This is a genomic window from Corynebacterium sp. 20-84, assembly GCF_053479455.1.
Genome location: NZ_JBRBCB010000005.1, coordinates 126,129 through 149,629 on the forward strand (window position 1 = coordinate 126,129; position 23,501 = coordinate 149,629).

Consider the following 23,501-nt stretch of genomic DNA (forward strand, 5'->3'; position numbering starts at 1 on the left):
CCAGTGCGGGAGAAAATGGTCGGGCTGACAGGATTTGAACCTGCGACCCCTACACCCCCAGTGTAGTGCGCTACCAAACTGCGCCACAGCCCGTTGTTCATCGTGCGGGGCATGCATGGGCACGCCGTACGCGGAACGTCGGATAGATTACCGCACGGCCGAGTGATTGATGTAATCGGCTGGTCACGTAAAGTTGCCCCATGGGCAAGTTTGACTGGTTCTGGAAGGCGATGGGCTCATCTTCTGAGCGCAACGACAAGAAGTCGAAGGGTATCGTGTCGCAAGCGCACGGTCTGATCGCCGACTATGAGCAGCGCAGCGATGCGGAGTTGGTCGAGGCGGTCCGGGGGACGGTCGCCGACGGCCAGATCAAGAAGAAGCCGGAGTTTCTGGCGGTGTTGACGGTGGCGTCGGCACGCACGCTCGGCATGACGCCGTTCGAGGTGCAAAACCAGGCAGTGCTGCGTCTGCTCGAAGGCGACGTGATCCAGATGGCCACGGGCGAGGGCAAGACGCTCGTCGGTGCGATGGCGGCGACAGGGTTCGCGCTCACCGGCAAGCGCGTTCACCTCATCACGGTCAATGACTACCTCGCGGCGCGCGATGCGGACTGGATGCGTCCGCTCGTCGAGTTCTTCGGTCTCTCGGTCGCCTCAGTCACTGAGGCATCCACTCGCGAGGAACGGATGAGCGCTTACCGCAGCGATATTGTCTACGCGCCCGTCACGGAGATCGGTTTCGACCACCTGCGCGACAACCAGATCACGCACCGCGACCAGACAGTCCAGGTCGCAGCCGATGTCGCGCTCGTCGACGAAGCGGACAGTGTGCTTGTCGACGAAGCCTTGGTGCCGCTCGTCCTGGCCGGCGCCAAACCGGGGGAGCAAGCCACCGGCCAGATCACCGAGGCAGTGTCGCACCTTGTGGAAGGCAAGGACTACACCATTGATTCGGACCGCAGGAATGTCTTCCTCACCGACGACGGTGCGTCCAAAGTGGAACGTGCTCTGGGTATCGACTCGCTGTATTCGGACGAGAATATCGGCACCGTTCTCGTGCGCGTGAACCTCGCGCTCCACGCGAAAGCGCTGCTGATCCGAGATGTCCACTACATCGTCAAAGACGGCAAGATCGACTTGGTGGATGCCTCCCGCGGTCGCGTCGCTGAGCTCCAGCGCTGGCCCGACGGGTTGCAGGCGGCAGTCGAGTCCAAGGAAGGGTTGGATGTCTCCGAAGGCGGACGCATTCTCGACCAGATCACCCTGCAGGCGCTGATGCGTCGTTACCCGCTGGTGTGCGGTATGACCGGTACCGCGGTGGAGGCGACGGATCAGTTGCGTCAGTTCTACGATCTCCACGTTTCGGTCATCGACCGCGCTAAGGAGCTGCGCCGCTTCGACGAAGCCGACCGTATTTACGCCACGATGGACGAGAAATTCGCGGCGATCGTCGACGAGATTGCGCACATTAACTCCACGGGCCAGCCGGTCCTCGTCGGCACGCACGATGTCGCAGAATCCGAGGCACTCGCTGAAGCGCTGGAAAAGCGCGGTGTCACAGTAAACGTCCTCAACGCCAAAAACGACGCGGAGGAAGCCCGCATTGTCGCCGAAGCGGGCGACCTGGGGCGCGTGACCGTGTCGACCCAGATGGCCGGCAGGGGCACCGATATCCGCCTCGGCGGCGCTGACGAATCCGACCGCGATGCCGTCGTCGAGCTCGGTGGGCTCGCCGTCATCGGCACCGCGCGCCACCGGACTGCGCGACTGGATAACCAGCTGCGCGGGCGCGCTGGCCGCCAGGGTGATCCGGGACTTAGCGTCTTCTTCGTTTCCCTCGAAGACGATATCGTCACCGCGGGCGGCGCCGATGAGCGCGTCAGCGCCCAGCCCGACGAGAACGGGCTTATCCAATCGAAGCGCGTCCAGGACTTCATCGAGCACTGCCAGCGCGTCACCGAGGGCCAGCTGCTGGAGATCCACGCGCAGACCTGGAAGTACAACCAGTTGCTGGCGGACCACAGGGAGATCGTCGATAAGCGTCGTGCGTCGCTGCTGGATACCGATCAAGCCTGGCGCGAGCTCGCCGAACGCAATCCCGCGCGCGCTGCAGAGTTAGAGGAACAGGGGATCGATCGGGGTGTTCTCGAACAAGCAGCCCGCGAGATCATGCTCTTCCACCTCGACGATGAATGGTCCGAACACCTCGCGCTCATGGACGACGTGCGCGAATCGATCCACCTCCGCGCCATCGCGCGCGAGACGCCGATCACCGAGTTCCACCGCATCGCCGTCCGAGAATTCAAGGAGCTGGCCAACCGTGCCGTCGAGCGCGCCGTAGACACATTCGACGCAGTGCTTATCGACGACGCCGGCGCACACCTCGCCGACGCCGGGTGGAAGCGCCCGAACGCGACGTGGACGTACATGGTCTCCGACAACCCGCTCGCCGGCGGAGGAAACTCCGTAATATCCGGGATAGCCAGCATTTTCCGCTGATTCTGCGGTCGCGGCTGACCACGGCGTGGCCAGTCTAAACGCGTCCCGACCGCGCGCTGGGGGCAGTTGTCAGTATGATGATCGTGGACTTAAATTGAACTTGTATCCGTCGAAAGCGTCAGGAGAAGAGATGAGCGAGAACACCGGTACACCGGAGGCACAGGTAGAAACCACCTCTGTCTTCCGTGCGGATCTTCTGAAAGAGATGGAGACGGGAGCTAGCACCGCCTCTGACCACGTCGGTGGTGCTGATGGCCTGCCTGCAGATGCAGCACTCCTCGTGGTCAAGCGTGGCCCGAACGCAGGAGCACGCTTCCTGCTGGACCGCGACACCACCACCGCTGGCCGCCACCCGGAGGCAGACATCTTCCTCGACGATGTCACTGTCTCCCGTCGCCACGCTGAATTCCGCCGCAACGACGGCGAATTCGAGGTCGTCGATGTGGGATCCCTCAACGGCACCTACGTCAACCGCGAGCCGCGCAACTCTCAGACGCTCTCCACTGGCGACGAGATCCAGATCGGCAAATTCCGCCTCGTGTTCCTCGCTGACGAGGACTAAGAAGCAATTGGGGCTTTTCTTGCCCCGCACCGAAAGTTTTTCAGGGAAATCCTGATTAAAACTAGTCATTGTTGATCAGAGTTAGACAGAATTGAACACTGTGAGCGCAATCCGGAAGACCAAGCCGAGCAAGGCACCCCGCTCGGGCACGAAGACCATGTCCATCGGCGTGGTGATCAAGTGCCTCAGCGAGGAGTTTCCGGATGTCACCGTGTCCAAAATCCGCTTCCTCGAGTCCGAAGGCCTGATCAGCCCGGAGCGCACCCAGTCCGGGTACCGTCGCTTCACCGAGGCCGATGTTGAGCGACTCCGCTATATCCTGATCACGCAGCGCGACAATTATCTCCCGCTGAAGGTGATCCGCGAACAGCTCGAGGCCATGGACTCCGGCAAGGTCACCGCGGTGATGAACGGCCAGAATTCTGCGGATCCGCTCATTGCCCCAGAGCAATTCGCTGCGCCGGCCGCCACGCGCCTGACCGACGACGACATCGCCGAGCAGGCCGATTGCGACCCGCAGGTCGTCGCCCAGTGCATCGACGCTGGTCTGATCGTTCCCGACGCGTCAGGCATGTTCACGCTTGACGACGTCCGCGTTGTTTCCACCGCAGTCTCGTTGACCGATTTCGGCCTGGACTCTCGTCACCTGAAGCGCATCCGCCTGTCAGCTAGCCGTCAGGCGGACCTGATCGAGCAGGTCACTGATCCCGTCGCTAAGTCGGGTCGGGCTGCCGCCAAGCAAGAAGCCGGCGAGGTCAGCCAGCAAATGACGGCATTGGTCGTCTCGCTCCACGCAGCGCTGGTGAAGAACGAGCTTCGCCGCGGTCTGAATTAACCAATCATGAGCACTGTTCCTGTTTCTCTGTGCGGGGTGTTTCCCGTCGGCCCCGAGAATTTCCTCTGCGCGGTCCTACTGTGGGAAGAACGTCGGCGTTTCCTGCCGATCTGGCTCTCACCCGTTGGCGGCGCGCAGTTGCTCGGCCGGATTGGGGAGTGGGAACCAGCTCGCCCCGACACCCACAATCTGCTGGTGGATGTCATCGAGCAGTCCACCACCGGCGTCGCTGCGATTGAACTGACCAGCTACTACAACGGTGTGTACCTGGCACAGGTCACCATGGAAGATGGCGCCGAATTCGACTGCCGCCCGACCGATGCGCTGGTACTTTCCCTCATGCTCGATATTCCTCTCGAGGTAGAAGAGGACGTCCTGAATCAGGCTTCGTTGTGGTTGAGCGCGGAGGATGCCGCCGACTATTTCGACATCGAATTCACGTCGGAATTCGCAGACGACAGCGGAAGCGACAACGCTGGCCACGGCAATTCTGCGAGCGGCGATAAGCAGGCGGACCTGGATTTCGAAAACCTCATGCGCGAATTGGGCGTCGAGGAGAAAGATCTGGGGTTCGGGAGTACTGGTGATACTCAAGGTGACAGTGGGAAAGACCAACCCTATAGTTAAAGTTGAGGTTGAAACTTCGGCGTGTTGAACGCCGTGCTCTTGACCGCAGCATATGCTTGCCTTTAAATAACCATTAGGCTCTTTCCTAAACTTCATGGGAGTAATTACGTGAATACGATCGATAACGTCACCGCCGCCGACGGTGCCGAAGCACCTGTTCAGGAGACCCTCTTCGACCTTGGGCCCTCCGACGAGGTCGGCTACCGTGTGCCGATTGCCTGCCAGGTTGCCGGCATCACCTACCGCCAGCTCGACTACTGGGCGCGCACTGACCTGGTTCGCCCGTCCATCCGCAACGCCACCGGTTCAGGTTCCCAGCGCCTGTACTCCTTTAAGGACATCCTGGTCCTGAAGATCGTCAAGGGCTTGCTCGACACCGGCATCTCGCTGCAGAATATCCGCCTTGCCGTGGACAAGCTGCGTGACCGCGGTATCAACGAGATCTCCGAGATCACCCTCGTCTCCGACGGCACCACCGTTTACGAGTGCCGCAGCAACGACGAGATCATCGACCTCCTCGGCGGTGGCCAGGGCGTGTTCGGCATCGCCGTCCCGCAGATCGTCAAGGAACTCACCGGCACCATTTCCGCCTTCCCGTCCGAGCGCATCGGCGGCGCTTCCGAGGACGAAGGCGACAACGTTGTCGCGCTCGACGAGCTGGCTGACCGCCGTCGTCGCCGCAGCTCCTAAGAGCCTCACGTACTCCCTTTAGTTTCTAAGGGTGCGGCTTCCCCGTAGTTGGGGGAGACGCACCCTTTTGCTTTGGCTACTTCAGACCAGCGGCAGAGCGGATCGCAGCGTCGAGGTCGTCTGGGGTGGAGGCATCGGTGGTGAACTCGGCGGCGTCGGCAAGCTGATCGTCGGCCTCGCCGTCGCCGACTCGGACGATGGACAGCGATACACCCTTGTCCTTGGCCTCGTCGAGAGCTTGCACGGCGTACTCGTCAGCGGTGTCGGCGGAGCCCGACGTGATGAGGACGATACGGACCGGTGCGTCGGTGGTCGCCTCCGTCTCTGCATAGGCGACAGCCGCGCCGACGGCCTCGCGGGTCTGTGGCTGACCGTCGTTGATGAAACGATGGGCAGTGCCGGCGACCGAATCCGCATCACCGGTGAAGGCGACATTCCCACGGTAACCCTTGGTCACGCCCGGGGTGAGCGGGGAAGAGTAGTTCCACAGCGCGACCTCGTGATCGGCGCCGGTGATGTCGCCGACGGCAGCGTCAATGACGTCAGCAGCCGGGTCGTTGAACTCGCTCATGTTGGCAGATGTGTCGAGCAGGAAGAGAGTTTTGCTCGGTTCGCTGGGGGAGCCGGCTGCAGCGTTATCGTCAGCGTCCTGGTCAGCGTCGACGGCCTGCGGGTCGGTGATGCGTTTCCCGCCCTGGGGCTTCGCAGCGGACCAGACCGGATCGCTGACATCTGCCGGATTGGTGTCGGCTTCGCCGTGGGCATCGATAAACATCTTGCCGCTGTAGTCGGAAAAGGCCTGGGCAGCGCGGGTCTCTTCCTCGTTCACCTCATCGGTGGTGTTCAGAGGGAATGCGGTGTAAACCAGCTCTTTGCCGTCGAGAGGAGTGAAGGTGAAGCTTTCCGGTGCAGCATCTTCGGTAGTGGCCACAGCCTTATCCTTTTCCCCGGCGGCGGATGCAACGGCTTGGACACGCTGCTCGGTGAGGGCCTTTGCAGCGGTTTCGTCGTTCTCGGCGAGTGCTTGTGCGACGATGGCGGACGTTTCGGGCTGCTCGCCGGTGGGGAAGAGGACGGTCTCGAGAGCAGGCGCTGCGGCTTCAGCGGCGGCGGTGCCGACGGGCGAGGCGTAGACAGCGACGGGGTCGTTAGTGGTGGAGCTGCGGTCGGCAGCGGAGATTTCTTCGGTGGTCACCGGGGAGACTGGTGCGACATAAACGGCGGCTTCCTCGATTGTGTCGACATACTCCGGTTTCACGCAATAATCGCGGACGACGGGTTTGGAGGCGGCGTAGTCGTCGATAAGCTGCTCTCCCACGGATTTGCTCGCGGCGGCAACGGGGAGGCGGAGATCGCCGGAGACGCATTCGGCCTGCTCGTCGGCGGCAGAATTCTCGCCGTTATCGCGGAGGAACAGCCATGCCGCAACGGCAGCGATCACCAGAGCGATGGCCACAAGGAGCGCTATGACCTCCTTGGACAGAGAGTAGTTATTCTTTCCGGTGGAGTGCCGTCCCATGGCTTGGGCCCCTTTCGAGCAGACATCTTCCCGGCCAGTTTAGCCCTCAAGAACCGCTTCAAGGATCGCGACGAGGCGGTGTCGCAGGGGTTTTGCACGTTCGGTGAAACCGCGCTGCCGGACGACGTACTCCGCTTTGCCCTCCTGAGTCTCAATCGGCACGACACCATAGCCGAGTTCGCGGCAATCGTACGGTGAGGCCTCCATGTCGAGCAGGCGAATATCGCGGGCGAGCTCGAAGCAATCGAGGAGAAGCTCACCGGGTACAAGTGGCTCCATCTTTGCCGCCCACTTATAAAGGTCCATGCCGACGTGGAGGCAGCCGGCCTGTTCGTGGGCCGGACGCGTTGTGTTGTTCAGGACCGTCAGATTCAACGGCTTCGCGGGCGGAGTGAAGAATCGGTACGCGTCGAAGTGGGTGCACTTGATATCGTGCTTTTCGACGACCGCGTCAGTCTCCCTCTGACTCAGACGCAAGGGGAGCGGGTGCCGGTGGTTTTCTTGGCGGTAGACCATGGCCCACTCGTGCAGGCCGAAACAGTCGAACTGGGCGCGGTTATCTTCTGAGGCACGCAGGAGGGTAAGCACCTTGTCCATCGCATTGCCGCGGTGCGAAAGGAAGCTATCGACATCAGCGCAGACAGTGCCGTCCTGGTTGACCGTGTAATCGCGCCAGCGGGTGTGGGGTGCATCGGTGGCGTCGATAAGCGTTGCGTGCAGTCCTGGATGCCACCGCAACACGCGCGACGGGCGAATGGAGTAATAGTCGAACAGAAAGTCCCAGATCGGGTGTTTCTCCCCGCGCGAGCGACGCTGCAGGTGAGGATCGATCCATTCGCGCGCACGCTGCTCGTGCCGCTTCATGCGGTCGGTCCATTGAGCGCGGGTGAGCTGCTGCATAGCCTGGGTCAATCGTCCTCGTGGGTCCAGTCGGACACGGTGCCGACGTATTCCTCAATGAGGTCCTCGAGCGCGAGCACACCGACCAGCTCGCCGTTATCGCGCACCTGCGCCATGTGTGCGGAACGGCGGTGCATCGAGGTGAGAGCATCGTCCAAGCTGCCGGAACCGTCCACAATGCTGAGCCTGCGGATACGGTTCTGCGGAATTACCGGGTTCGCAGCATCGGATTCCAGCAGGTCCAAAACGTCCTTGACGTGGATATACCCGACCAGTGCACCAGCGGAACCTTCCACCGGGTAACGGGAATACCCCGTTTCCTGGACAGCCTTCTCCAACGCGGAAAGAGGAGTACCGCCGCGGGAATGGGGGATGGTCACCACCTGGTCGATGGGGATCATCACTTCCTTGAAGCTGCGGTGCTCCGTGGACAAAGCGTTAGCGAGCCGGGCCGTCTCCTCGGCGTCCAGCAAGCCCTCCTGGCGAGATTCTTGGATCATATTCGCCAGCTGCTCTTGGTCCACAGTGGAATCAAGCTCATCGCGCTGCTCCACGCCAACAAGCTTGAGCGTGAACCGAGCGAGCTCATTGAGCGCATAGATCAACGGGCGGGTGAGCTTCACCCACACATTCATCATCGGGGTCAACCACACAGCGAGAGTTTCTGGGCCGGCGATCGCGATATTCTTCGGGATCATCTCGCCGAAAATGATGTGCAGAACCGTGATGATCAGCAGGGCGATCACGAATGCGATCGGGTGCAGCAGGTTCTCCGGCACACCGAGCTCCGTGAACGGATACTCAAGAAAGTGCGCGATAGCCGGCTCGGCGACCTTACCCAGGATCAGCGATGCGATGGTGATGCCGAATTGGGCACCGGCCAGGTAAATCGAAAGGTTTTCGGTCGCATTCAAGGCCCTGCGCGCGCCCTTTTTGCCCTGCGCGAGCATGGACTCGAGGCGATCCTTGCGGGAAGACACCAGCGCGAATTCGGTCGCAACAAAGAAAGCGTTGGCCAAAAGCAGCGCGATGATGAGTAGTGCTGCTACCCAAATGCTCATGCGGACCACCTCGCAGCATCCTCGTCGGAGATAGGCGTGAGAATCGCCTTATCTAGGCGGCGGCCTTCCATCACAGAGACGCGGGCGAGCCAGCGACCTGCGTTACCGGACTCGAAATCGTCCTGTACTTCGTTATCGGAAACTGGCAGAAGCACTGTGTCGCCAACCTGGGGCACACGGCCAAGGGCCGACATGAACAGTCCACCCAATGTCTCGTACGGGCCGTCAGGCGCGAGGTAGCTGGTGCGTTCCGCCAGTTCATCCAGGCGGACGAGACCAGAGACCTCCCAGGAAGAGCCGAAGCGGTGGAAATCGCGCTCGGATTCGCGGTCGTCGTGCTCGTCGTAGACTTCGCCGAGAATCTCCTCGACGACATCCTCGATGGTGACAAGGCCTTGGGTACCGCCGTATTCGTCCGCGACGAGAACCATCTGCGAACCTGCGGAACGGACCTGGTTGAGCACGGCGTCGCCGTCGAGGGTGCCCGGCACGAAAGACACCGGCTTCGCCAATGATCCGAGCAGGGTCGTGGCGCGCTCGTCGCGAGGCACCGAGAAAGCGTCTTTGATGTGCACGAGCCCGACGGTGTCGTCGAGGTCGCCGCGCCGGACAGGGAAGCGGGAGTGCCCGGTCTCGATGGCCAGGGCGATCAGGTCGCTGACAGTGTCCTCGACGTCGAGAGAGTTCACCGTAGAGCGCGGAGACATGACCTCTTCCGCCGTAGTCTCGCCGAATTGGAGCGATCGGTCGAGCATTTTCGCAGTCGCGGCATCTAACCCGCCGGCTTCAGCAGAGCTACGCACCATGGCGCCCAACTCCGGGCCCGAACGGGCAGAAGCCAATTCATCCGCCGGCTCGATACCGAGTTTGCGCACGAACCAGTTCGCCGACGCGTTGAGGCCCTTGATGAACCAGGCACACACGGTGTTGAACGCGTTCACCGGTGGAACCACGAAGCGTGCGGTGTGCAAAGGATTGGAGATCGCCAGGTTCTTCGGCACGAGCTCGCCGAAGACCATCGACAGCGTCGTGGCCACGATGAGGGCGAGAATTAAGGCGACGGGGCGCGCGGCTGATTCGCTCAACCCGACGAGTTCAAGAAGCGGCCCAAAGAATCGCGCGAGGACGGGCTCAGCGAGAAAACCTGTCGCCAGCGTCGTGATGGTGATGCCGAGCTGCGCGCCGGAGAGCACGAACGAGAGATTGCCGTGGTCGCGCTGCACAGCGCGGGCGGTCTTGTCGCCCTTTTCCTGGACGTGAGACTCGATGGTGGAGCGTTCAAGGCCCGTCATCGCGAATTCGATCGCGACGAAAAGGCCGGTAGATGCCGTGAGCAGCACGAAGCCGATCAGGGCGAGAATGGAGATCAATATGTCCATGGGTGTTTAAGGCTCGTTGCGCCTGGAACTCCTTTTCCGGCGGCGCCCACCGTTGCCGTTGCGGTTTTTCTGAGTGTGAGCGTTGCGTTGTTGCCGCCCGCGCCGATTGCGCGAGGTCGAGGGTGCCGTGGTCTGGCCCGGCGGGGGGAGCGGTTCACCGTTGGGCTCACGCGCTCCCGTGATCTTAGCAAGCTCGGCAGAGTCGGCGGTAACCTTGACTTTCTTTGCTTCCACGCCGGCTTTGCGCAGGAGCTGGTCGACGTCTTTGCGCTGCTCGTCCATAACGAGGGTGACAACGGTCCCCGAGGTGCCGGCACGCGCGGTGCGGCCGGCGCGGTGCAGGTAAGCCTTGTGTTCAGCAGGCGGGTCGATGTGGACGACGAGGGAGACATCGCTGATGTCGATGCCGCGTGCGGCGATATCAGTGGCAACGAGCACGGGCAGGGAACCGTCGGCAAAGCCTTCGATGGCGCGCGTGCGCGCTCCTTGGCCCTTGTCGCCGTGCAGCCCCTGCGCATTGATGCCGACGCGCCGCAGCTTCTTCACCTGCCGGTCGACGCCGTGCTTCGTGCGCATGAACATGATGGTCTTCCCATCGCGCGCGGCGATGAGCGGCACGATCGCATTGCGCGCCTCGCGGTCGCCGACAAGAAGCTGATAGTGCTCCATTGAATCCACGGCCGCAGCGGCGGGCGCAGTCGAGTGCGTTACGGGATCATCGAGGTAACGGCGCACAAGCTTATCGACGTCACCATCCAGCGTCGCCGAGAAAAGCAGACGTTGGCCGGTGGCGGGCGTGGCGTCGAGAAGCTTTCGAACTTGGGGCAAAAACCCCATGTCTGCCATTTGGTCGGCTTCGTCGAGAGCTGTGATCTCGACTGCGTCGAAGCTGAGCTTTCCCTGGTCGATGAGGTCCTGTGCGCGACCGGGCGTGGCCACGAGAACGTCGACGGGGGCGGCGAGGGAACGAATGTGGTTGTTGATGTTCACGCCACCGACGACTTCGATGACGCGGAGGTTCACGGCAGCTGCCGGCTCGTCGAGACGCTGGCGGATCTGTGCGGCGAGCTCACGCGTCGGCGCGAGAATCAGTCCGCGCGGATGCCCCGGGCGAGAAGGCTTGCCGGCGAGGAGCGCGAGCATCGGAAGCCCGAAAGTAAACGTCTTGCCGGAGCCGGTGGGGCCACGACCGAGGACATCGCGGCCGTCAATCACAGCTGGGATCGCGGCCTGCTGAATGGGAAAAGGTTCGGTAATGCCCTGGCCATCCAGGACGTTCACGATGGGCTGCGGCAGCCCTAAATCAGAAAAAGAAGGCACCGAGGGGAGTCTACCGATCTCCCCGCGGCGTGTGCGGTTTAGTAGGTGATTTCCTCGCGCTCGCCCGACCACGTCGTGTGGAAGGTGCCTTCCATGTCGACGCGCTTGTAGGTGTGCGCGCCGAAGAAATCGCGCTGGCCCTGAATCAATGCCGCAGGCAGGCGGTCGGAGCGCAGCGAATCGTAGTAGGACAGGCTTGACGCGAAGACCGGGATCGGCAGACCGAGCTGCGTTGCGGTGATGACCACGCGGCGCCAGGAATCGATCAGGCCGTTTTCCAGCTCGCCGCGGAAGTACGGGTCGAGCAGCAGCGACGGCAACTCCGGATCGTTGTTGTACGCCTCGGTGATGCGGTTTAGGAATTTCGCGCGGATAATGCAGCCGCCGCGCCAGATGGTGGCCAGATCCTGCGGCTTAAGGCCCCAGCCGTACTCCTTGGAGCCAGCGTTGATCTCATCGAAGCCCTGGGCGTAGGCGACGAGCTTGGAGGCGTAGAGCGCACGGCGGACATCCTCGACGAACTGAGCCTTGTCCACTCCGAGGGACTCCAGCGTCGCTGTCTCGCCAGACGGCAGCCCGGTTTGCTTGACTGCCTCGCGCTGAGCGAGCGCCGAGGACAGTGCGCGGGCGAAAACAGCTTCGCCGATGCCGGTGGTGGGCACGCCGAGATCCAGCGCTTCCTTGACTGTCCAGCGACCGGTGCCCTTCTGGCCAGCGGCGTCGACAATGATGTCGATGAACGGCTTGCCAGTCTTCGCGTCGACCTGGCGCAGAACTTCAGCGGTGATTTCGATCAGGTAGGAGTCGAGGTCGCCCTGGTTCCACTCGGAGAAGATCTCCGCCAGCTCCGCCGGTTCGATGCCAGCGGCATAGCGCAACAGGTGGTAGGCCTCGCCGATGACCTGCATGTCGGCGTACTCGATACCGTTGTGGACCATCTTGACGAAGTGTCCGGCACCGTCCGGGCCGATGTGAGTCACGCACGGGGTGCCGTCGACCTTCGCGGAGATGTCCTCAAGCAGGGGACCGAGTGTTTCCCAGGACTCCTTCGGTCCACCAGGCATGATCGACGGGCCGCGAAGTGCACCTTCCTCGCCGCCGGAAATGCCCGCGCCGACGAAGTGGCGGCCCTTAGCGGCGACTTCCTTCTCGCGGCGGATCGTGTCGGTGAACAGGGAGTTGCCGCCGTCGATGATGATGTCACCGTCGTCCATAGCCTCAACCAGCTGGTCGATCACCGCATCAGTAGCCTTGCCGGCCTGAACCATGATCACGGCCTTACGCGGACGCTCCAAGGAAGCCACGAAGTCCTCGATGGTCTCGGACGGAATGAACGAGCCTTCGTCGCCGTACTGCTCCATCACCGCGCGGGTCTTTTCAGGAGAGCGGTTGAAAATAGCCACGGTGTGGCCGCGGGAAGCGAAATTGCGGGCCAGATTCGACCCCATTACGGCCATGCCCACCACACCGATCTGAGCCTGACCGGCAGCATTGGCACCGTTGGAAGCAGCGTTAGCGGAAGAAGAGTCATTCGAAGTCATGTCCTTGAGCATACGCACGCAGTATCAGCCGGGGAGCCAACCCGTGCCCGGATTTTTCAGATCAGCTTCCGAAAAGTGTGACTTTAAGCACTAGTTTCGTTGCTAAAGTCAGTTTCTATGCACATCAATGATCTGAAACACCTGCAAAACCGCCAGCTTGGTGAAGAAGAACTCGCCATGCTCAACTCCGCCGCCACCGAATTCGACTCATTCATCGGTTTGACATTCACCGAATTCGGCCCGGAGAAGATGGTCGCCACCGTTCAGGCCGCGCCGAAGCACCACCAGCCGGCCGGGGTGGTCAACGGGGGAGTGTTCTGTTCCATCGGCGAGACGATGGGCTCGTTCGCGGGCTTCGTAGCGGCTGGCGGCCCAGTCGTGGGTATGAACAACAGCACCGATTTGCTCCGAAGCGTCACCGACGAAGTCATCGAGGCTGAAGTGACACCGGTGCACGTGGGCCGACGCACTCAACTGTGGCGAACGGAAATGCGTTGCGACGGCAAACTCGTCGCCGTGTCCACCCTCCGCACAATGGTGATGGACGCTTAAGCCACCCCTAGAGCCAGTGGTTCTTCCGGAACCACCAGTACATGCCCAGGATCGAACCGAACATCACCAGAAGCACGACGGGGTAGGCGAACCGCCATGCGAGTTCAGGCATGTACTCGAAGTTCATGCCGTACACACCGGCGATCATGGTCGGCAGCGCCGCCATGCCGACGACAGCAGAGATCGTGCGCATGTCGGAGTTCTGCTGCATGGAGACCTTGGCCACGGAGGCGTCGAGAAGCGATGAAAGCCGCTCGTCGAATCCGGAAACGTTATCGCTGACGATCATCGCGTTATCCTGCACATCGCGCAGGTATGAGCGAATCGGTTTGCTCAGCAAGTCCTTGTTCAAGGTCAGGCCGGAGCGCAATGCTGGGCCGAGCGGGTCGGTGGCGTGGCGCATCTCCAAGACCTCACGTTTGTACATGTAGATCTTGTCGATGTTGATCAGCTGACGCGGCGTGAAGACCTCGTTCTCAAGTTCGTCGACGTCGCTGGAGAGGAAGGTGGTGACCTTCATATAGTTCTCCACGATATGGTCAGCGACTTTCCACGCGACCGCGGCTGGGCCGAGCGATGAAATCTCCTGGTCCTCGATCAGCTCTTGGGTGAGGTTCGGCAGTTGCGTGTCATGGCGGATGGTGATGACGAAGTCGTCGCCGACGAGCATCTGCACCTCGCCGGTCGAAATGATTTCGCGCAAGTCCGAGACTTCCTCGTCGTCCCGGTAGGTGACAGTACGGATGACGAAGAAAAGCTGTTCGCCATAGCGCTCCACCTTCGGACGCTGGTGCGCGGCAACCGCATCCTCCACGATGAGGTCGTGGATGCCGAATTCTTGTGCGACCCGCTCCATCTGGTCGGCGCTCGGCTCGTGCAACGACAGCCACACATAGCCGTTTTCCGCTTCTTTCACGCGCTCCATCGCGGCGGTGTAGTGCATCGATCCCGGCAAGGCTTTGCCTTCGACGAACACGCGGCAGAAATCGACAGAACGTTCCACCGGGACCGGAACGGGGCGATGGGCCTGCTTCGTCTGTGCCTTGGCTTTATTGCGGGATAGAGGAAGTTTCGGCGGCATAGCGACCCCCTTCTTCACATTCTCGGCGGCAGGGCAGCCGGAGTGTGGGCGGGCATTCGCTTATCGACGAACCCAGCCACCCCGGCTTTGAACTAAACAGATCATACGCCCCGCCCGCGGTGAAACGTGCACCGAGATCCGTGGCATTGGACACGGTCGCAGGTGCAACGCATGAAAATGATCAAGCCGCTGCCCGCTGAGCACGCAACTGGGATCAGAGACGCGGCCCCTTCTTTCGGTAGAAATCGAGCAGCGTGTCAGACCCTAGGTTGAAGAGGGCCCTGCGTTGCGCGCGCTGTCGCTCGCGCCGGCGCTCGGCCTTCGATTTCCCAGGCAAGAGTGCCAAGATCACCACCCCACCAATGAACGTGAGCACCATGAGAATGACGAACCCGATAAATAACAGGAGGGGAATATCAACGCCCGCCATTACGTGCTCCGTCCGTGAGTGAGAGGTAAGAGGTGCCTAGTTCTCGCCGTTGGTGTCGCGCAACTCCGAGAACTTCTCGGTGTCGTTGTCCGTCACCTTACCCAAATTCAGCAGGGCAGTACGCGCGTGCATCTGCTGCAGAGTGGTCGGGAGGTTGTAGCGCTTCGGGGTGAGCGCATTGAGCGTCCACGTGAACATGGACACGATGCGGTTGCGCTTGGACACCAGGAAGGACACGTGGACGAGCAGCCACATGATCCAGCCCAGGAAGCCGGCGATTTCAACCTTGCCCATCTTCACAACGGCGTGGAAGCGGCCGACGATCGCCATGGAGCCTTTATCGAAGTACTCGAAAGCCTCGCGCTGGTCCGGCTCCTGATTCTCCTCGACGCCTGCCTTGATCGCCTTCGCGGCGTACTCGCCGGACTGGATAGCCACCTGGGCAACGCCCGGAAGCTTGTCCAGGTTCATCATGTCGCCGACGACGAAGACGTTGCGGTGCTCGCCGACGGAGAGGTCCGGGTTCACCGGGACCTTGCCAGCGCGGTCGACTTCGAGGCCGGCCTGCTCGGCGACGGTCTTGCCCAGCGGGGAAGCGGCGACACCAGCGGACCAGATCTTGGTGTAGGAATCGATCGTGGTCTCTTCCTCGGTCTTCATGTCCTTGTAGGTGACCGTGGTCTCGTCGATGTTGGTCACCATCGCGTTGAGGCGGACGGTGACGCCCATCTTCTCCAGCTCGCGCTGCGCCTTGCGGCCGAGACGCTTGCCGAACGGCGGGAGCACCTGGGGCGCACCGTCGAGAAGAATGATCTTGGCGCTCGACGGGCGGAAGTTGGAGTACTCGTCGCGGAAGCTGCGGTGCGCCATCTCGGCGACCTGGCCTGCAAGCTCGACACCGGTCGGACCTGCACCGACGATGACGAAGGTGAGCAGGCGCTCGCGCTCTTCCGGATCCTCTGTGGTCTCGGCGCGCTCGAAGGCGGTGACGAGGCGGGAGCGGATCTCGAGAGCATTGTCCAGAGTCTTCAGACCAGGAGCGAACTCGGCGAAGTGGTCGTTGCCGAAGTAGGACTGGCCGGCACCGGCAGCCACGATGAGTGAGTCGTACTCATAGGTGCGGGTGGACTCGCCCTCTTCGAAGGTGACGGTGTTGGAGTCAAGGTTGATGTCGGTGACGTCGCCGCGGACGATGTCGGTGTTCTTCTGCTTGCCCAGGATCTGGCGGGTCGAGGTAGCGATCTCGCCGGTGGACAGCAGACCCGTGGCCACCTGGTAGAGCAGGGGCGGGAAGAGGTGAAAGTTGGTGCGGCTAATCAACGTGACGTCCACGTCCGCGCCGTCTAGTTCGCGAGCTGCGAAGAGCCCGCCGAAGCCGGAACCGATGATGACGACGTGGTGGCGGTTTCCTGCGGGGCGGTAGGGCTTATCCGACATGTATCTGTACTCCTCTTTGTAGCAATTGCACGCTTATCCGCCATGAGATCATACGCCCGTTTCTATTCTCCGCGCGCCGTGGCTCCCATGAGGCGGGCTGCCGTCGGTCTATGGTAGACGGCGTGTCCGACAACCCCGCGATCCCCATGCACTTAGCCACCGTCGATGCTCAGCAGTGGCCGAATATCGCGTCAGTGCGCACGGGACGTTTCATGGGTTGGCGCGCCCGCCGCGCGGAGGCCGCTTTCGCGGGAGCGTGCGCACGCGCGAGATTAGAGCTCGACCCCGACAATGAACCCGATCTCGTCGTCGATCATGCAGAGTTGTTCGACCGCATTGCCGCCAATGGGTGGATCGGCCTTGCCGAGGGATACATGGCAGGAGAGTGGCGCACGGAAACGCCTGATGCGCTCGTGCATGTCGTGAGCAAGTTGCTGGAAGTCGGGTTCAACCCGAAGACCACGCTCGGCCGAGAGGCGCGTTTCAGCGGGGGCGAGGTGCCACCGGAGCTCGTCGCAAAGTTCTCTGGTGACGGAATGAGCGCGTTCGCCGGTCATTTCGCAACAGGCGTGCCCACGATGGAGCGGGTGAGCGTGCCATCGCATTCGCCGAGCGCAGGGCGCGGCAAGGAGCCGAAGAATTATTTTGTTTCGGAGACTAACTACAGCGCGCCGCTCGAGACAGAGAAACTCGATCTCGCTGACGCGCAAGCTCGCAGCGTAGGCATGCTGCTCGACGCCGCGGTGGTCCATCCCGGCACGCACCTAGCCGAGGTGCCGTCTTCGGGCGGGGCCGTGGCCATCGCCGCCGCAGGGCGCCGCGCCACGGTCGATTCGATCGTCACCGACCCGGCTGTCGTACGCACGTTGCGCGAAAGGTTGACGCTCGGCGGGGCAGAGGACGCCGTTCATCTCAATGTCGTGGAGGGACTGCCACGGGGCATGGATCGTCGAAAAGCGCGCTACGACGCGGTCGTGTCCGCTGAACACCTCGAGACGATGCCCACGCGCGTTCAAGCGCATTATTTCGCGCTTATCGACGGCCTGTTGGCCCGCTCCGGCCGCGCCGCCCTCCAAACCGTGGTCGCGACGGGGAAGATGACTCCTGCGGCACAGTCTGCGCTGGAATCATTGCGCGCGTATATCTGGCCGACGCTGAACTATCAGACCGTGGATCAGATCCGGAAGACCGTGGATTCCCGCAGCGGGCTGCGCGTCATTGCGCAGACCCACGCGCCAGATCATCTGGAGTTGTCGCTGAAGCACCAACGAACTGTGTTCCAGAGCCAATTGCGCGAGGCCGCAGCCGACGGTTTTGATGCCGTGTACCGCAGGCTCTGGATGTGGCAGCTCGCGCTACGTGAAGCCATGGCCCATGCCGGCATGCTCGATGTGGTTCAGCTGACCCTCACGCATCGCCATCGCCGCGGTGTGAGGTAGGAGAGGCGGATCCGCACACACGTGTAGCACCGCGCAGGGCCGGGCAGGCACCCCCCAACGATACTTGACATAATGTACATTATCGGACCGATATAGATAATGCGCAGGCAGCAAGCACTTCTTGAACCTGCGCCTGAGCGCTAACTCTTCTTCTCGAGTTTCAGTCGGATGTTGATCTCGCCATCCTCAGCGATCTTTGCCGCGACGAATTCCGGCGTCTCCACTCCGTAGTCCAGGCGGTTGATCGGCACATCGGCATGGACGATCACATTGTCTCCGGTCCGCAGCGCGTTGAACTCCTGGGTAATGCTGTTCGGTTTACCGTGAATGGTCAGATCTCCAGTGAGCGTCACTGTGCCGGCAGTTCCGTCTTCCGGGAGCTGCGACACATCGGCAGGCTCCGTCAGAACGAATGTGGATTCCGGATACTCCTCCGTGTGAAGGATCTTCCTACGCACATTTTCGTCACGGACATCTTTATCCGTGACGATATTGCCCATATTCACGGTCACCTTACCGGCAGTCAATGAGCCGCCTTCAATGGTCATTTCGCCCTCCACGTCTTGTGTGGAGCCCGATGTGGTCCGCTCGTCGCCCGGCAGCAATTCGTAGAACGTGAACCCGGCCGATGTCATGTTCTTGCCTGGTTTGGTCGTGACGACCCACTCGCCGTCCACATCGGTCGACGCTGCCTTCGCACCGTCCGCATCAATGCCGTCGGTCTTCACACCTGGGTGCGAAACGAGCGAAATGAACAGCGGCACCAACGCCAACAACGCGAGTACGACGATGACCGCCACGCCGCCGATGACAATGAGTTTCTGGTTGCGCGTGCGCATGAGCATTCCTCTCTGATTGCCTTATTGCAGCCTCTCGAGCTTCTTAGCCATGGTAACCAGCTCGTCGCACAGAGACTGAATCTCAGTGTGCTCCGCACCCTCACTCGATGCTGTAGCAATATCCTCGGCAGCGCACCGGAGCTCAAAGAGCTTATCCCGCAAGGTTTCCCCACTAATTGTCCGCGTAGGCCTCTGACCTGGCGCTACGGGGTGTCTTTGCTCGTAGGCGCGCTGCTTGCACGAGTCGCTGCAATATTTTCGCGGACGACCGCGTCCCGGTGTGAGCTGAATCTCCTTGCTGCAGTATTGGCAGGTCGGCGGAGCGTCAGTGTGCTGGTTCATGATCGCTCTCGATCATATCCCCACTTAAAGTCGTTGCTGCGGCGCGACAGCCATTCCGCGGAACAAACCACGCGGTCGGCGCGTTAGAGATTATGGCCGTTATACTTTAAGCTCGCGACTGAATTTTCGACGAAGGGATAGATGCAGCATGGCTGATCGGGTGCTACGTGGTAGCCGCATGGGCGCAGTGAGCTACGAAACTGATCGTGACCACGATCTCGCGCCGCGCAGGATGGCAAAATACCGCACCCCGAACGGCGAGATCTACGAGATCCCGTTCGCCGACGATGCCGAGATTCCCGAAGAATGGCCGTGCAAGAACGGCCAGGTGGGCACCCTCGTCGAGGGCGAAGGCGTCGAATCCAAGCCGGTGAAGCCACCCCGCACCCACTGGGACATGCTCCGTGAACGCCGCAGCCTTGAGGAGCTCGACGAGCTGCTCGAGGAGCGTCTGGAGCAGCTCCGCAAGCGCCGCCGTACCGCAGCTCGCATTGCCAAGGAGCAGAAGGAAGCGCAGGAGAAAGCGAAGTAGACGTTCCTTTCCCCGAAAAGCACAACGCCGGCAGGAGATTTCCTGCCGGCGTTTTCGTGCGTGTGGGTAGGACTAGCCAGGCTTAGTGGCGGTTGTTGATGAAGCGCTGCAGCTCGTACTTGGCAAGCTTGGCGCCCTCTTCAAACAGGTCGCCGGCCACACCAGCAGCGCGAGTGACCTTGCCAGGAATCTTGTTCACGCCTAGCTCGTCGAGCTGGTAGCGGCCCAGGCGTCCAAGCTCGCTGGCTACCTCAGTCAGCTGAGTGGAACGACGCTTCCAGCCCCACTTGCTGACCTCAGCCAGGGATTCGCCTGCGAAGCTCGCGTCGAGCTTGGACTCGCCGAGCTCGCGGTCGACGAAGGTGATGGGCACCTCGCGCACATCGAAGCCTTCCTGGACGGCGCGGTCAGCGAGGTCGACCTGGAAGATGTAGCCCTTCTTGGACAAGGTGTCCAGGTCGATCGTCTCGAGAACCTCACGGCGGAATGCGCGGTAGCCGGCGGTCATGTCCGCCACATCGTCGCCGAGCGCCATGGAGATGTAAAGGTTGCCCAGCTTCGACAGCAGGTAACGGTTCTTCGGCCAATTGACGGCCTCGCCGCCGTCGACATAGCGGGAACCGATGACCAGGTCCGCGCCCTCGTCGATTGCCGACAGCAAGCGCTCCAGCTGTTCCGGCGCATGAGAGCCATCCGCGTCCATCTGGCACAGGACGTTGTATTCGCGCTCGAGCCCCCAGTTGAAGCCCGCGGTGTAGGCGCCTAGCAAGCCCGTCTTCTCTTCGCGATGAATAACGTTGACGTGACTGTCCTCAGCGGCCATCTCGTCGGCCTTATCGCCGGTGCCGTCGGGAGAATTGTCGTCGACGACCAGAATGTCCACGTCCGGGTTCGACTCGCGCACACGACCGATGATCAGAGGCAGGTTCTCCACCTCGTTGTAGGTCGGGATGATCACGAGAGTCGAATCGGTCGATTTCTCTGCCACAGTGTGTCTCCGTTTCCTTCGCCCTGTCTGGGTCACTTAATTGTCGTTGTCAGCCTGCGCGGTGTCCGCCAACTGCTGGCTCCTGCTAGAAGCATACCCGCGCCGTGCACCCACGCTCGCGGCGAGCATGATTGCAATGCCGGCTGCTGCGAGTAGCCACTGGATGAACTGGCCGTAGCGGACGGCGAAAGTGACGGAATCGCGCAGCGGCAGATCCTCGACCAAGTAGGCAGGAGTGAAGATCTCGGTCTCCTGGGATACCGTGCCGTCGGGATGCACGATGGCGGACGCCCCAGACGTGGCTGATATCACCACTGCCCTGTCGGTCTCGATGGCACGCATCCGGCTCATCGCCAGCTGCTGGTAGGTCATGTCGGTGAAGCCGAATGTGGCGTTATTCGTCGGCGTTGTCAGAATCTGGGCACCTGCCTTGACCGCGTCGCGGTAGGCGGCGTCGAATGCTACTTCGTAGCAGGTGGCCACGCCGACGACGTGATCGCCCATCCGCACGGTTCCGTCGCCTTCGCCCGGCTTGAAATCACCGGCCATGTCGACATACGAGGAGAAGATGCGGAAGAAATCCCGCATGGGCATCCACTCGCCGAAAGGCTGCAAGAAACGCTTGTGGTGCATGTCCCCGGCGCCGGTATCCGGATCGAATACGACGGCGGTGTTGCGGTCCCCGACCTCGTCCTTGGTTAGGGTGCCCACGAGGACGGGTGCATCGACAGTGTCGACCGCCTCAGTAATCAAGTCCCGCGCTTCCCTGTCCCGGAACGGGTTCACGTCGGATGAGTTCTCCGGCCAGAACACCAGATCGGGGTTCTCCCCGCTCGCGCCGAGGTCTTTGGTTACATTGACGTGGTTGGCAAGGACAGCGCGTCGCTGCGCGTTGAAATCCAATCCCATGCGCGGCACGTTGCCCTGCACCGCGGCGACTTTCACCTCGTCGGTCGTGGGGCCGGGAGTATTCACGCCCAGCCCGGCCAGAAGACTGAGACCGATGATGATTCCGGTCGTGGCCGTCGCCGGCGTCTTCTTCAGCCGTTCATCGCCGGCAAAGGACAGCAGGATGGCGCCGAAGGACGCGCCGAGCAACGCGGTCATGAAGGTCACGAGTGCCGGTCCGCCCCACGGCGCGTAGTCCGCCAACGGACCGTTGATCTGACCCCACGCCAGTCGCACCCAGGAAAAACCGCCGAAGGGAAACGACGAAAGCAAGAATTCCACTGCCGAATAGACGAAGGCGAAGGCGATGAAGCCGTAGCGCCAGCGCGCGACAAGAACACCGAACAGACCCGTCGCGATCGACCAGAGTGCGAGGGTGATCGATAGCGCGATCCACGGCAGCGCGCCGACGAATTCGCCGACCCACGGCAGCAGCAAAACATAAGCGCAAAAGCCGTGGAGGAAACCGAGCAACGCGCCGAACTTAGCGGGAGGGTGAGAGCCATGACGGATAGCGGGCCACGGTGCGAGCGCGAGGTAGAACAGCGCGATGCCCAGAACGCCCATGAAAGCTAAGCCGTGGGGCTCATAGGAGAAGTAGACAGCCACCCCGCCGAGCCCCGCGAGCAGAATACGGGCGATTTTCGCGAGCCTCGGTGAGAAACTGGGCGAATCGGTGCGTGCAGCAGTCGTCATTTCTGAGGGTCTCCGAAGTCTTCAGGGCGTGCATTTTCCGACCACTTCGAGATGTCTTCATCGGACGGTTCAGGTTCAGCGTCGATGACGTCACCACCGTCGCCGAAGGTGCCATAGGAAGCGCTGTGGCGTTTCATCGGGGAGGCGTCGTAGACCTGGACGCCGAAATCTTCGATTCGTTTCTGCAGGGATTTCGCCAAGGACCGGCGGACGAGCTCGCGCGTGGGTCGCAGAAGCAGCAGCAAGCCGATGACGGAGGTGACGTACCCCGGCAGAATCGCCAGCGCCCAGCCAGCAGCGACGAGCGCGGTGCCGCCGGCGAACTGCCCGACGGACCCGTTACCGGCCTGGGCGCGGGCGAGTTCGGAGCGCAGTGTGGGCGAGGCAGCCAGCGCGCCGACGAGCATGAGTGCGAAAATTCCGAAGAGCGCCCAGCCGACGCCAATCAGCTGGCTCACTCCCCAGAACGCGAGTGCTTCGATCAGGAAATACGCGATAATCGGCATGGGCACAGACTACCTGCCGGTGCATGGTTACCGGGGCATCCGCCGCCAGATCGGGCGTGGCACACAGCGCATCACCCACGCGAGGAGCTGAAGCGCGCGCGGGATCCACACGGTGCGACTCCCCTTCCCCATTGCCGCGACGACGGCGTCAGCGACCACATCAGGGGTCACCGACAATGGCGCTGGTTTCATGCCCTTGGTCATCGAGCCGATCACGAAACCAGGACGCGCGGTGATCAGCGACAGATCGGTGCCGTGGAGACGGTCGGCAAGCCCCTGACAGAATGCGTCGAGCCCAGCCTTCGTCGAGCCGTACACATAATTCGCTCGCCGGGCACGCCACCCAGCGATGGATGAGAAGGCGAAGATGTGGCCGCGGTCCATGACGTCGGCAAGCACTGTCAGCATGCTGACTTGCGCGGCGTAGTCGATGACGGCGATGTGCGCGGCATGCTCTTCGTCGTGCTCTGCGCGCGCCTGGTCGCCCAGGATTCCGAAGGCGACGATCGCGTCGGTGATCGGACCCGATTCCGCGGCGCGTTCCACGAGTAGGCGGTGGGATGCGAGATCGGCCGCATCGAATTCGAGCGAGCGCACGCTCGTTGCGCCCGCATCGCGCAGACGCTTATCGACGTCCCCCAGCGCCCCCGTATTCCGTGCCGCCAGCACCACGTGACGGCCGTGGCAGATGCGTTCTGCCACTTCCCCGCCGATATCGCTGGTTCCGCCGAGCAGAAGGACCATGCCGTGCGTGTTCGTCTGCGAGCTCATGGTGGCCA

23 protein-coding genes and 1 tRNA gene are annotated in these 23,501 nt (G+C 61.9%); 8 read left to right on the plus strand and 16 right to left on the minus strand.

Going from position 1 to position 23,501, the window contains the following annotated elements; genetic code table 11:
- Positions 1–16 precede the first annotated feature (16 nt).
- A tRNA-Pro gene (locus ACUY2Y_RS05335) sits at positions 17–93 on the minus strand.
- Between the two features lie 107 nt (positions 94–200).
- On the opposite strand from ACUY2Y_RS05335, the gene secA2 reads away from it, so the two are divergent.
- From secA2 to ACUY2Y_RS05360, 5 genes are all read left to right on the plus strand, one after another.
- Positions 201–2,498, plus strand: a complete 2,298-nt coding sequence (secA2, locus tag ACUY2Y_RS05340; protein ID WP_448325119.1) for an accessory Sec system translocase SecA2 — start codon at positions 201–203, stop codon at positions 2,496–2,498.
- A gap of 130 nt (positions 2,499–2,628) precedes the next feature.
- A complete protein-coding gene (gene odhI, locus ACUY2Y_RS05345; RefSeq protein WP_259900046.1) occupies positions 2,629–3,060 on the plus strand; it encodes an oxoglutarate dehydrogenase inhibitor Odhl in 432 nt (143 codons plus the stop codon).
- 100 nt (positions 3,061–3,160) lie between these two features.
- Positions 3,161–3,895: a transcriptional regulator FtsR gene (gene ftsR / locus ACUY2Y_RS05350; RefSeq protein WP_448325120.1), complete on the plus strand. Its 735-nt coding sequence runs from the start codon at positions 3,161–3,163 to the stop codon at positions 3,893–3,895.
- Between the two features lie 6 nt (positions 3,896–3,901).
- Positions 3,902–4,522, plus strand: coding sequence for a bifunctional nuclease family protein (locus tag ACUY2Y_RS05355; RefSeq protein ID WP_448325121.1), 621 nt, complete (start codon positions 3,902–3,904; stop codon positions 4,520–4,522).
- Positions 4,523–4,639: 117 nt separating this feature from the next.
- Positions 4,640–5,212: a MerR family transcriptional regulator gene (locus ACUY2Y_RS05360; protein WP_448325174.1), complete on the plus strand. Its 573-nt coding sequence runs from the start codon at positions 4,640–4,642 to the stop codon at positions 5,210–5,212.
- 76 nt (positions 5,213–5,288) lie between these two features.
- Here ACUY2Y_RS05360 and ACUY2Y_RS05365 read toward each other — a convergent pair whose 3' ends face one another.
- From ACUY2Y_RS05365 to gndA, 6 genes are read right to left on the minus strand one after another with little or no spacing between them, the layout of a single operon-like run.
- Positions 5,289–6,731, minus strand: coding sequence for a vWA domain-containing protein (locus ACUY2Y_RS05365; RefSeq protein WP_448325122.1), 1,443 nt, complete (start codon positions 6,729–6,731; stop codon positions 5,289–5,291).
- Positions 6,732–6,770: 39 nt separating this feature from the next.
- Positions 6,771–7,631 carry a 3-methyladenine DNA glycosylase gene (locus tag ACUY2Y_RS05370; RefSeq protein ID WP_448325123.1) on the minus strand — a complete coding sequence of 287 codons (861 nt, stop codon included), beginning with the start codon at positions 7,629–7,631 and terminating at the stop codon, positions 6,771–6,773.
- A gap of 8 nt (positions 7,632–7,639) precedes the next feature.
- On the minus strand, positions 7,640–8,692 hold the full coding sequence (locus ACUY2Y_RS05375) for a hemolysin family protein (RefSeq protein WP_448325124.1): 1,053 nt from the start codon (positions 8,690–8,692) through the stop codon (positions 7,640–7,642).
- Entirely contained in the window at positions 8,689–10,071 is a 1,383-nt protein-coding gene (locus ACUY2Y_RS05380; RefSeq protein ID WP_296144879.1) for a hemolysin family protein, read from the minus strand. Before ACUY2Y_RS05380 ends, ACUY2Y_RS05375 begins: the two co-directional genes overlap by 4 nt.
- Before the next feature lie 6 nt (positions 10,072–10,077).
- Positions 10,078–11,391: a DEAD/DEAH box helicase gene (locus ACUY2Y_RS05385; protein ID WP_448325125.1), complete on the minus strand. Its 1,314-nt coding sequence runs from the start codon at positions 11,389–11,391 to the stop codon at positions 10,078–10,080.
- Positions 11,392–11,429: 38 nt separating this feature from the next.
- A complete protein-coding gene (gndA, locus tag ACUY2Y_RS05390) occupies positions 11,430–12,932 on the minus strand; it encodes an NADP-dependent phosphogluconate dehydrogenase (protein ID WP_448325126.1) in 1,503 nt (500 codons plus the stop codon).
- A gap of 117 nt (positions 12,933–13,049) precedes the next feature.
- Between gndA and ACUY2Y_RS05395 the strand changes: the two genes are divergently transcribed.
- The gene (locus ACUY2Y_RS05395; protein WP_448325127.1) at positions 13,050–13,484 is read left to right on the plus strand and encodes a PaaI family thioesterase; all 435 of its coding nucleotides are present in this window, start codon (positions 13,050–13,052) and stop codon (positions 13,482–13,484) included.
- 7 nt (positions 13,485–13,491) lie between these two features.
- On the opposite strand, the gene ACUY2Y_RS05400 is transcribed toward ACUY2Y_RS05395, so the two are convergent.
- The 3 genes from ACUY2Y_RS05400 to ACUY2Y_RS05410 all read right to left on the minus strand — a co-directional run bounded on the left by ACUY2Y_RS05400 (position 13,492) and on the right by ACUY2Y_RS05410 (position 16,432).
- Positions 13,492–14,565, minus strand: a complete 1,074-nt coding sequence (locus ACUY2Y_RS05400; RefSeq protein WP_448325128.1) for a magnesium and cobalt transport protein CorA — start codon at positions 14,563–14,565, stop codon at positions 13,492–13,494.
- 214 nt (positions 14,566–14,779) lie between these two features.
- A complete protein-coding gene (locus tag ACUY2Y_RS05405; RefSeq protein ID WP_448325129.1) occupies positions 14,780–14,995 on the minus strand; it encodes a hypothetical protein in 216 nt (71 codons plus the stop codon).
- Between the two features lie 36 nt (positions 14,996–15,031).
- On the minus strand, positions 15,032–16,432 hold the full coding sequence (locus tag ACUY2Y_RS05410) for an NAD(P)/FAD-dependent oxidoreductase (RefSeq protein WP_448325130.1): 1,401 nt from the start codon (positions 16,430–16,432) through the stop codon (positions 15,032–15,034).
- Between the two features lie 122 nt (positions 16,433–16,554).
- Here ACUY2Y_RS05410 and ACUY2Y_RS05415 point away from each other — a divergent pair, with 122 nt between their 5' ends.
- Entirely contained in the window at positions 16,555–17,871 is a 1,317-nt protein-coding gene (locus tag ACUY2Y_RS05415) for a class I SAM-dependent methyltransferase (protein ID WP_448325131.1), read from the plus strand.
- Positions 17,872–18,011: 140 nt separating this feature from the next.
- Here the strand turns inward: ACUY2Y_RS05415 and ACUY2Y_RS05420 are convergent, their stop codons facing one another.
- A complete protein-coding gene (locus ACUY2Y_RS05420) occupies positions 18,012–18,710 on the minus strand; it encodes a YceI family protein (RefSeq protein WP_246874833.1) in 699 nt (232 codons plus the stop codon).
- A gap of 21 nt (positions 18,711–18,731) precedes the next feature.
- A complete protein-coding gene (locus tag ACUY2Y_RS05425; protein ID WP_448325132.1) occupies positions 18,732–19,052 on the minus strand; it encodes a hypothetical protein in 321 nt (106 codons plus the stop codon).
- Positions 19,053–19,200: 148 nt separating this feature from the next.
- Between ACUY2Y_RS05425 and ACUY2Y_RS05430 the strand changes: the two genes are divergently transcribed.
- The gene (locus ACUY2Y_RS05430; protein ID WP_210571938.1) at positions 19,201–19,584 is read left to right on the plus strand and encodes an RNA polymerase-binding protein RbpA; all 384 of its coding nucleotides are present in this window, start codon (positions 19,201–19,203) and stop codon (positions 19,582–19,584) included.
- An 82-nt stretch (positions 19,585–19,666) separates the two neighbouring features.
- Here ACUY2Y_RS05430 and ACUY2Y_RS05435 read toward each other — a convergent pair whose 3' ends face one another.
- From ACUY2Y_RS05435 to ACUY2Y_RS05450, 4 genes are read right to left on the minus strand one after another with little or no spacing between them, the layout of a single operon-like run.
- Positions 19,667–20,572 (minus strand): polyprenol monophosphomannose synthase, encoded by a 906-nt coding sequence (locus ACUY2Y_RS05435; RefSeq protein WP_448325133.1) that lies wholly within the window; start codon positions 20,570–20,572, stop codon positions 19,667–19,669.
- A gap of 36 nt (positions 20,573–20,608) precedes the next feature.
- Entirely contained in the window at positions 20,609–22,216 is a 1,608-nt protein-coding gene (gene lnt / locus ACUY2Y_RS05440; protein WP_448325134.1) for an apolipoprotein N-acyltransferase, read from the minus strand.
- Positions 22,213–22,722 carry an FxsA family protein gene (locus tag ACUY2Y_RS05445; protein WP_448325135.1) on the minus strand — a complete coding sequence of 170 codons (510 nt, stop codon included), beginning with the start codon at positions 22,720–22,722 and terminating at the stop codon, positions 22,213–22,215. Before ACUY2Y_RS05445 ends, lnt begins: the two co-directional genes overlap by 4 nt.
- Positions 22,723–22,749: 27 nt before the next feature.
- Complete coding sequence (locus ACUY2Y_RS05450; RefSeq protein WP_448325136.1) at positions 22,750–23,493, minus strand: SDR family oxidoreductase; 744 nt, start codon at positions 23,491–23,493, stop codon at positions 22,750–22,752.
- Positions 23,494–23,501 lie beyond the last annotated feature (8 nt).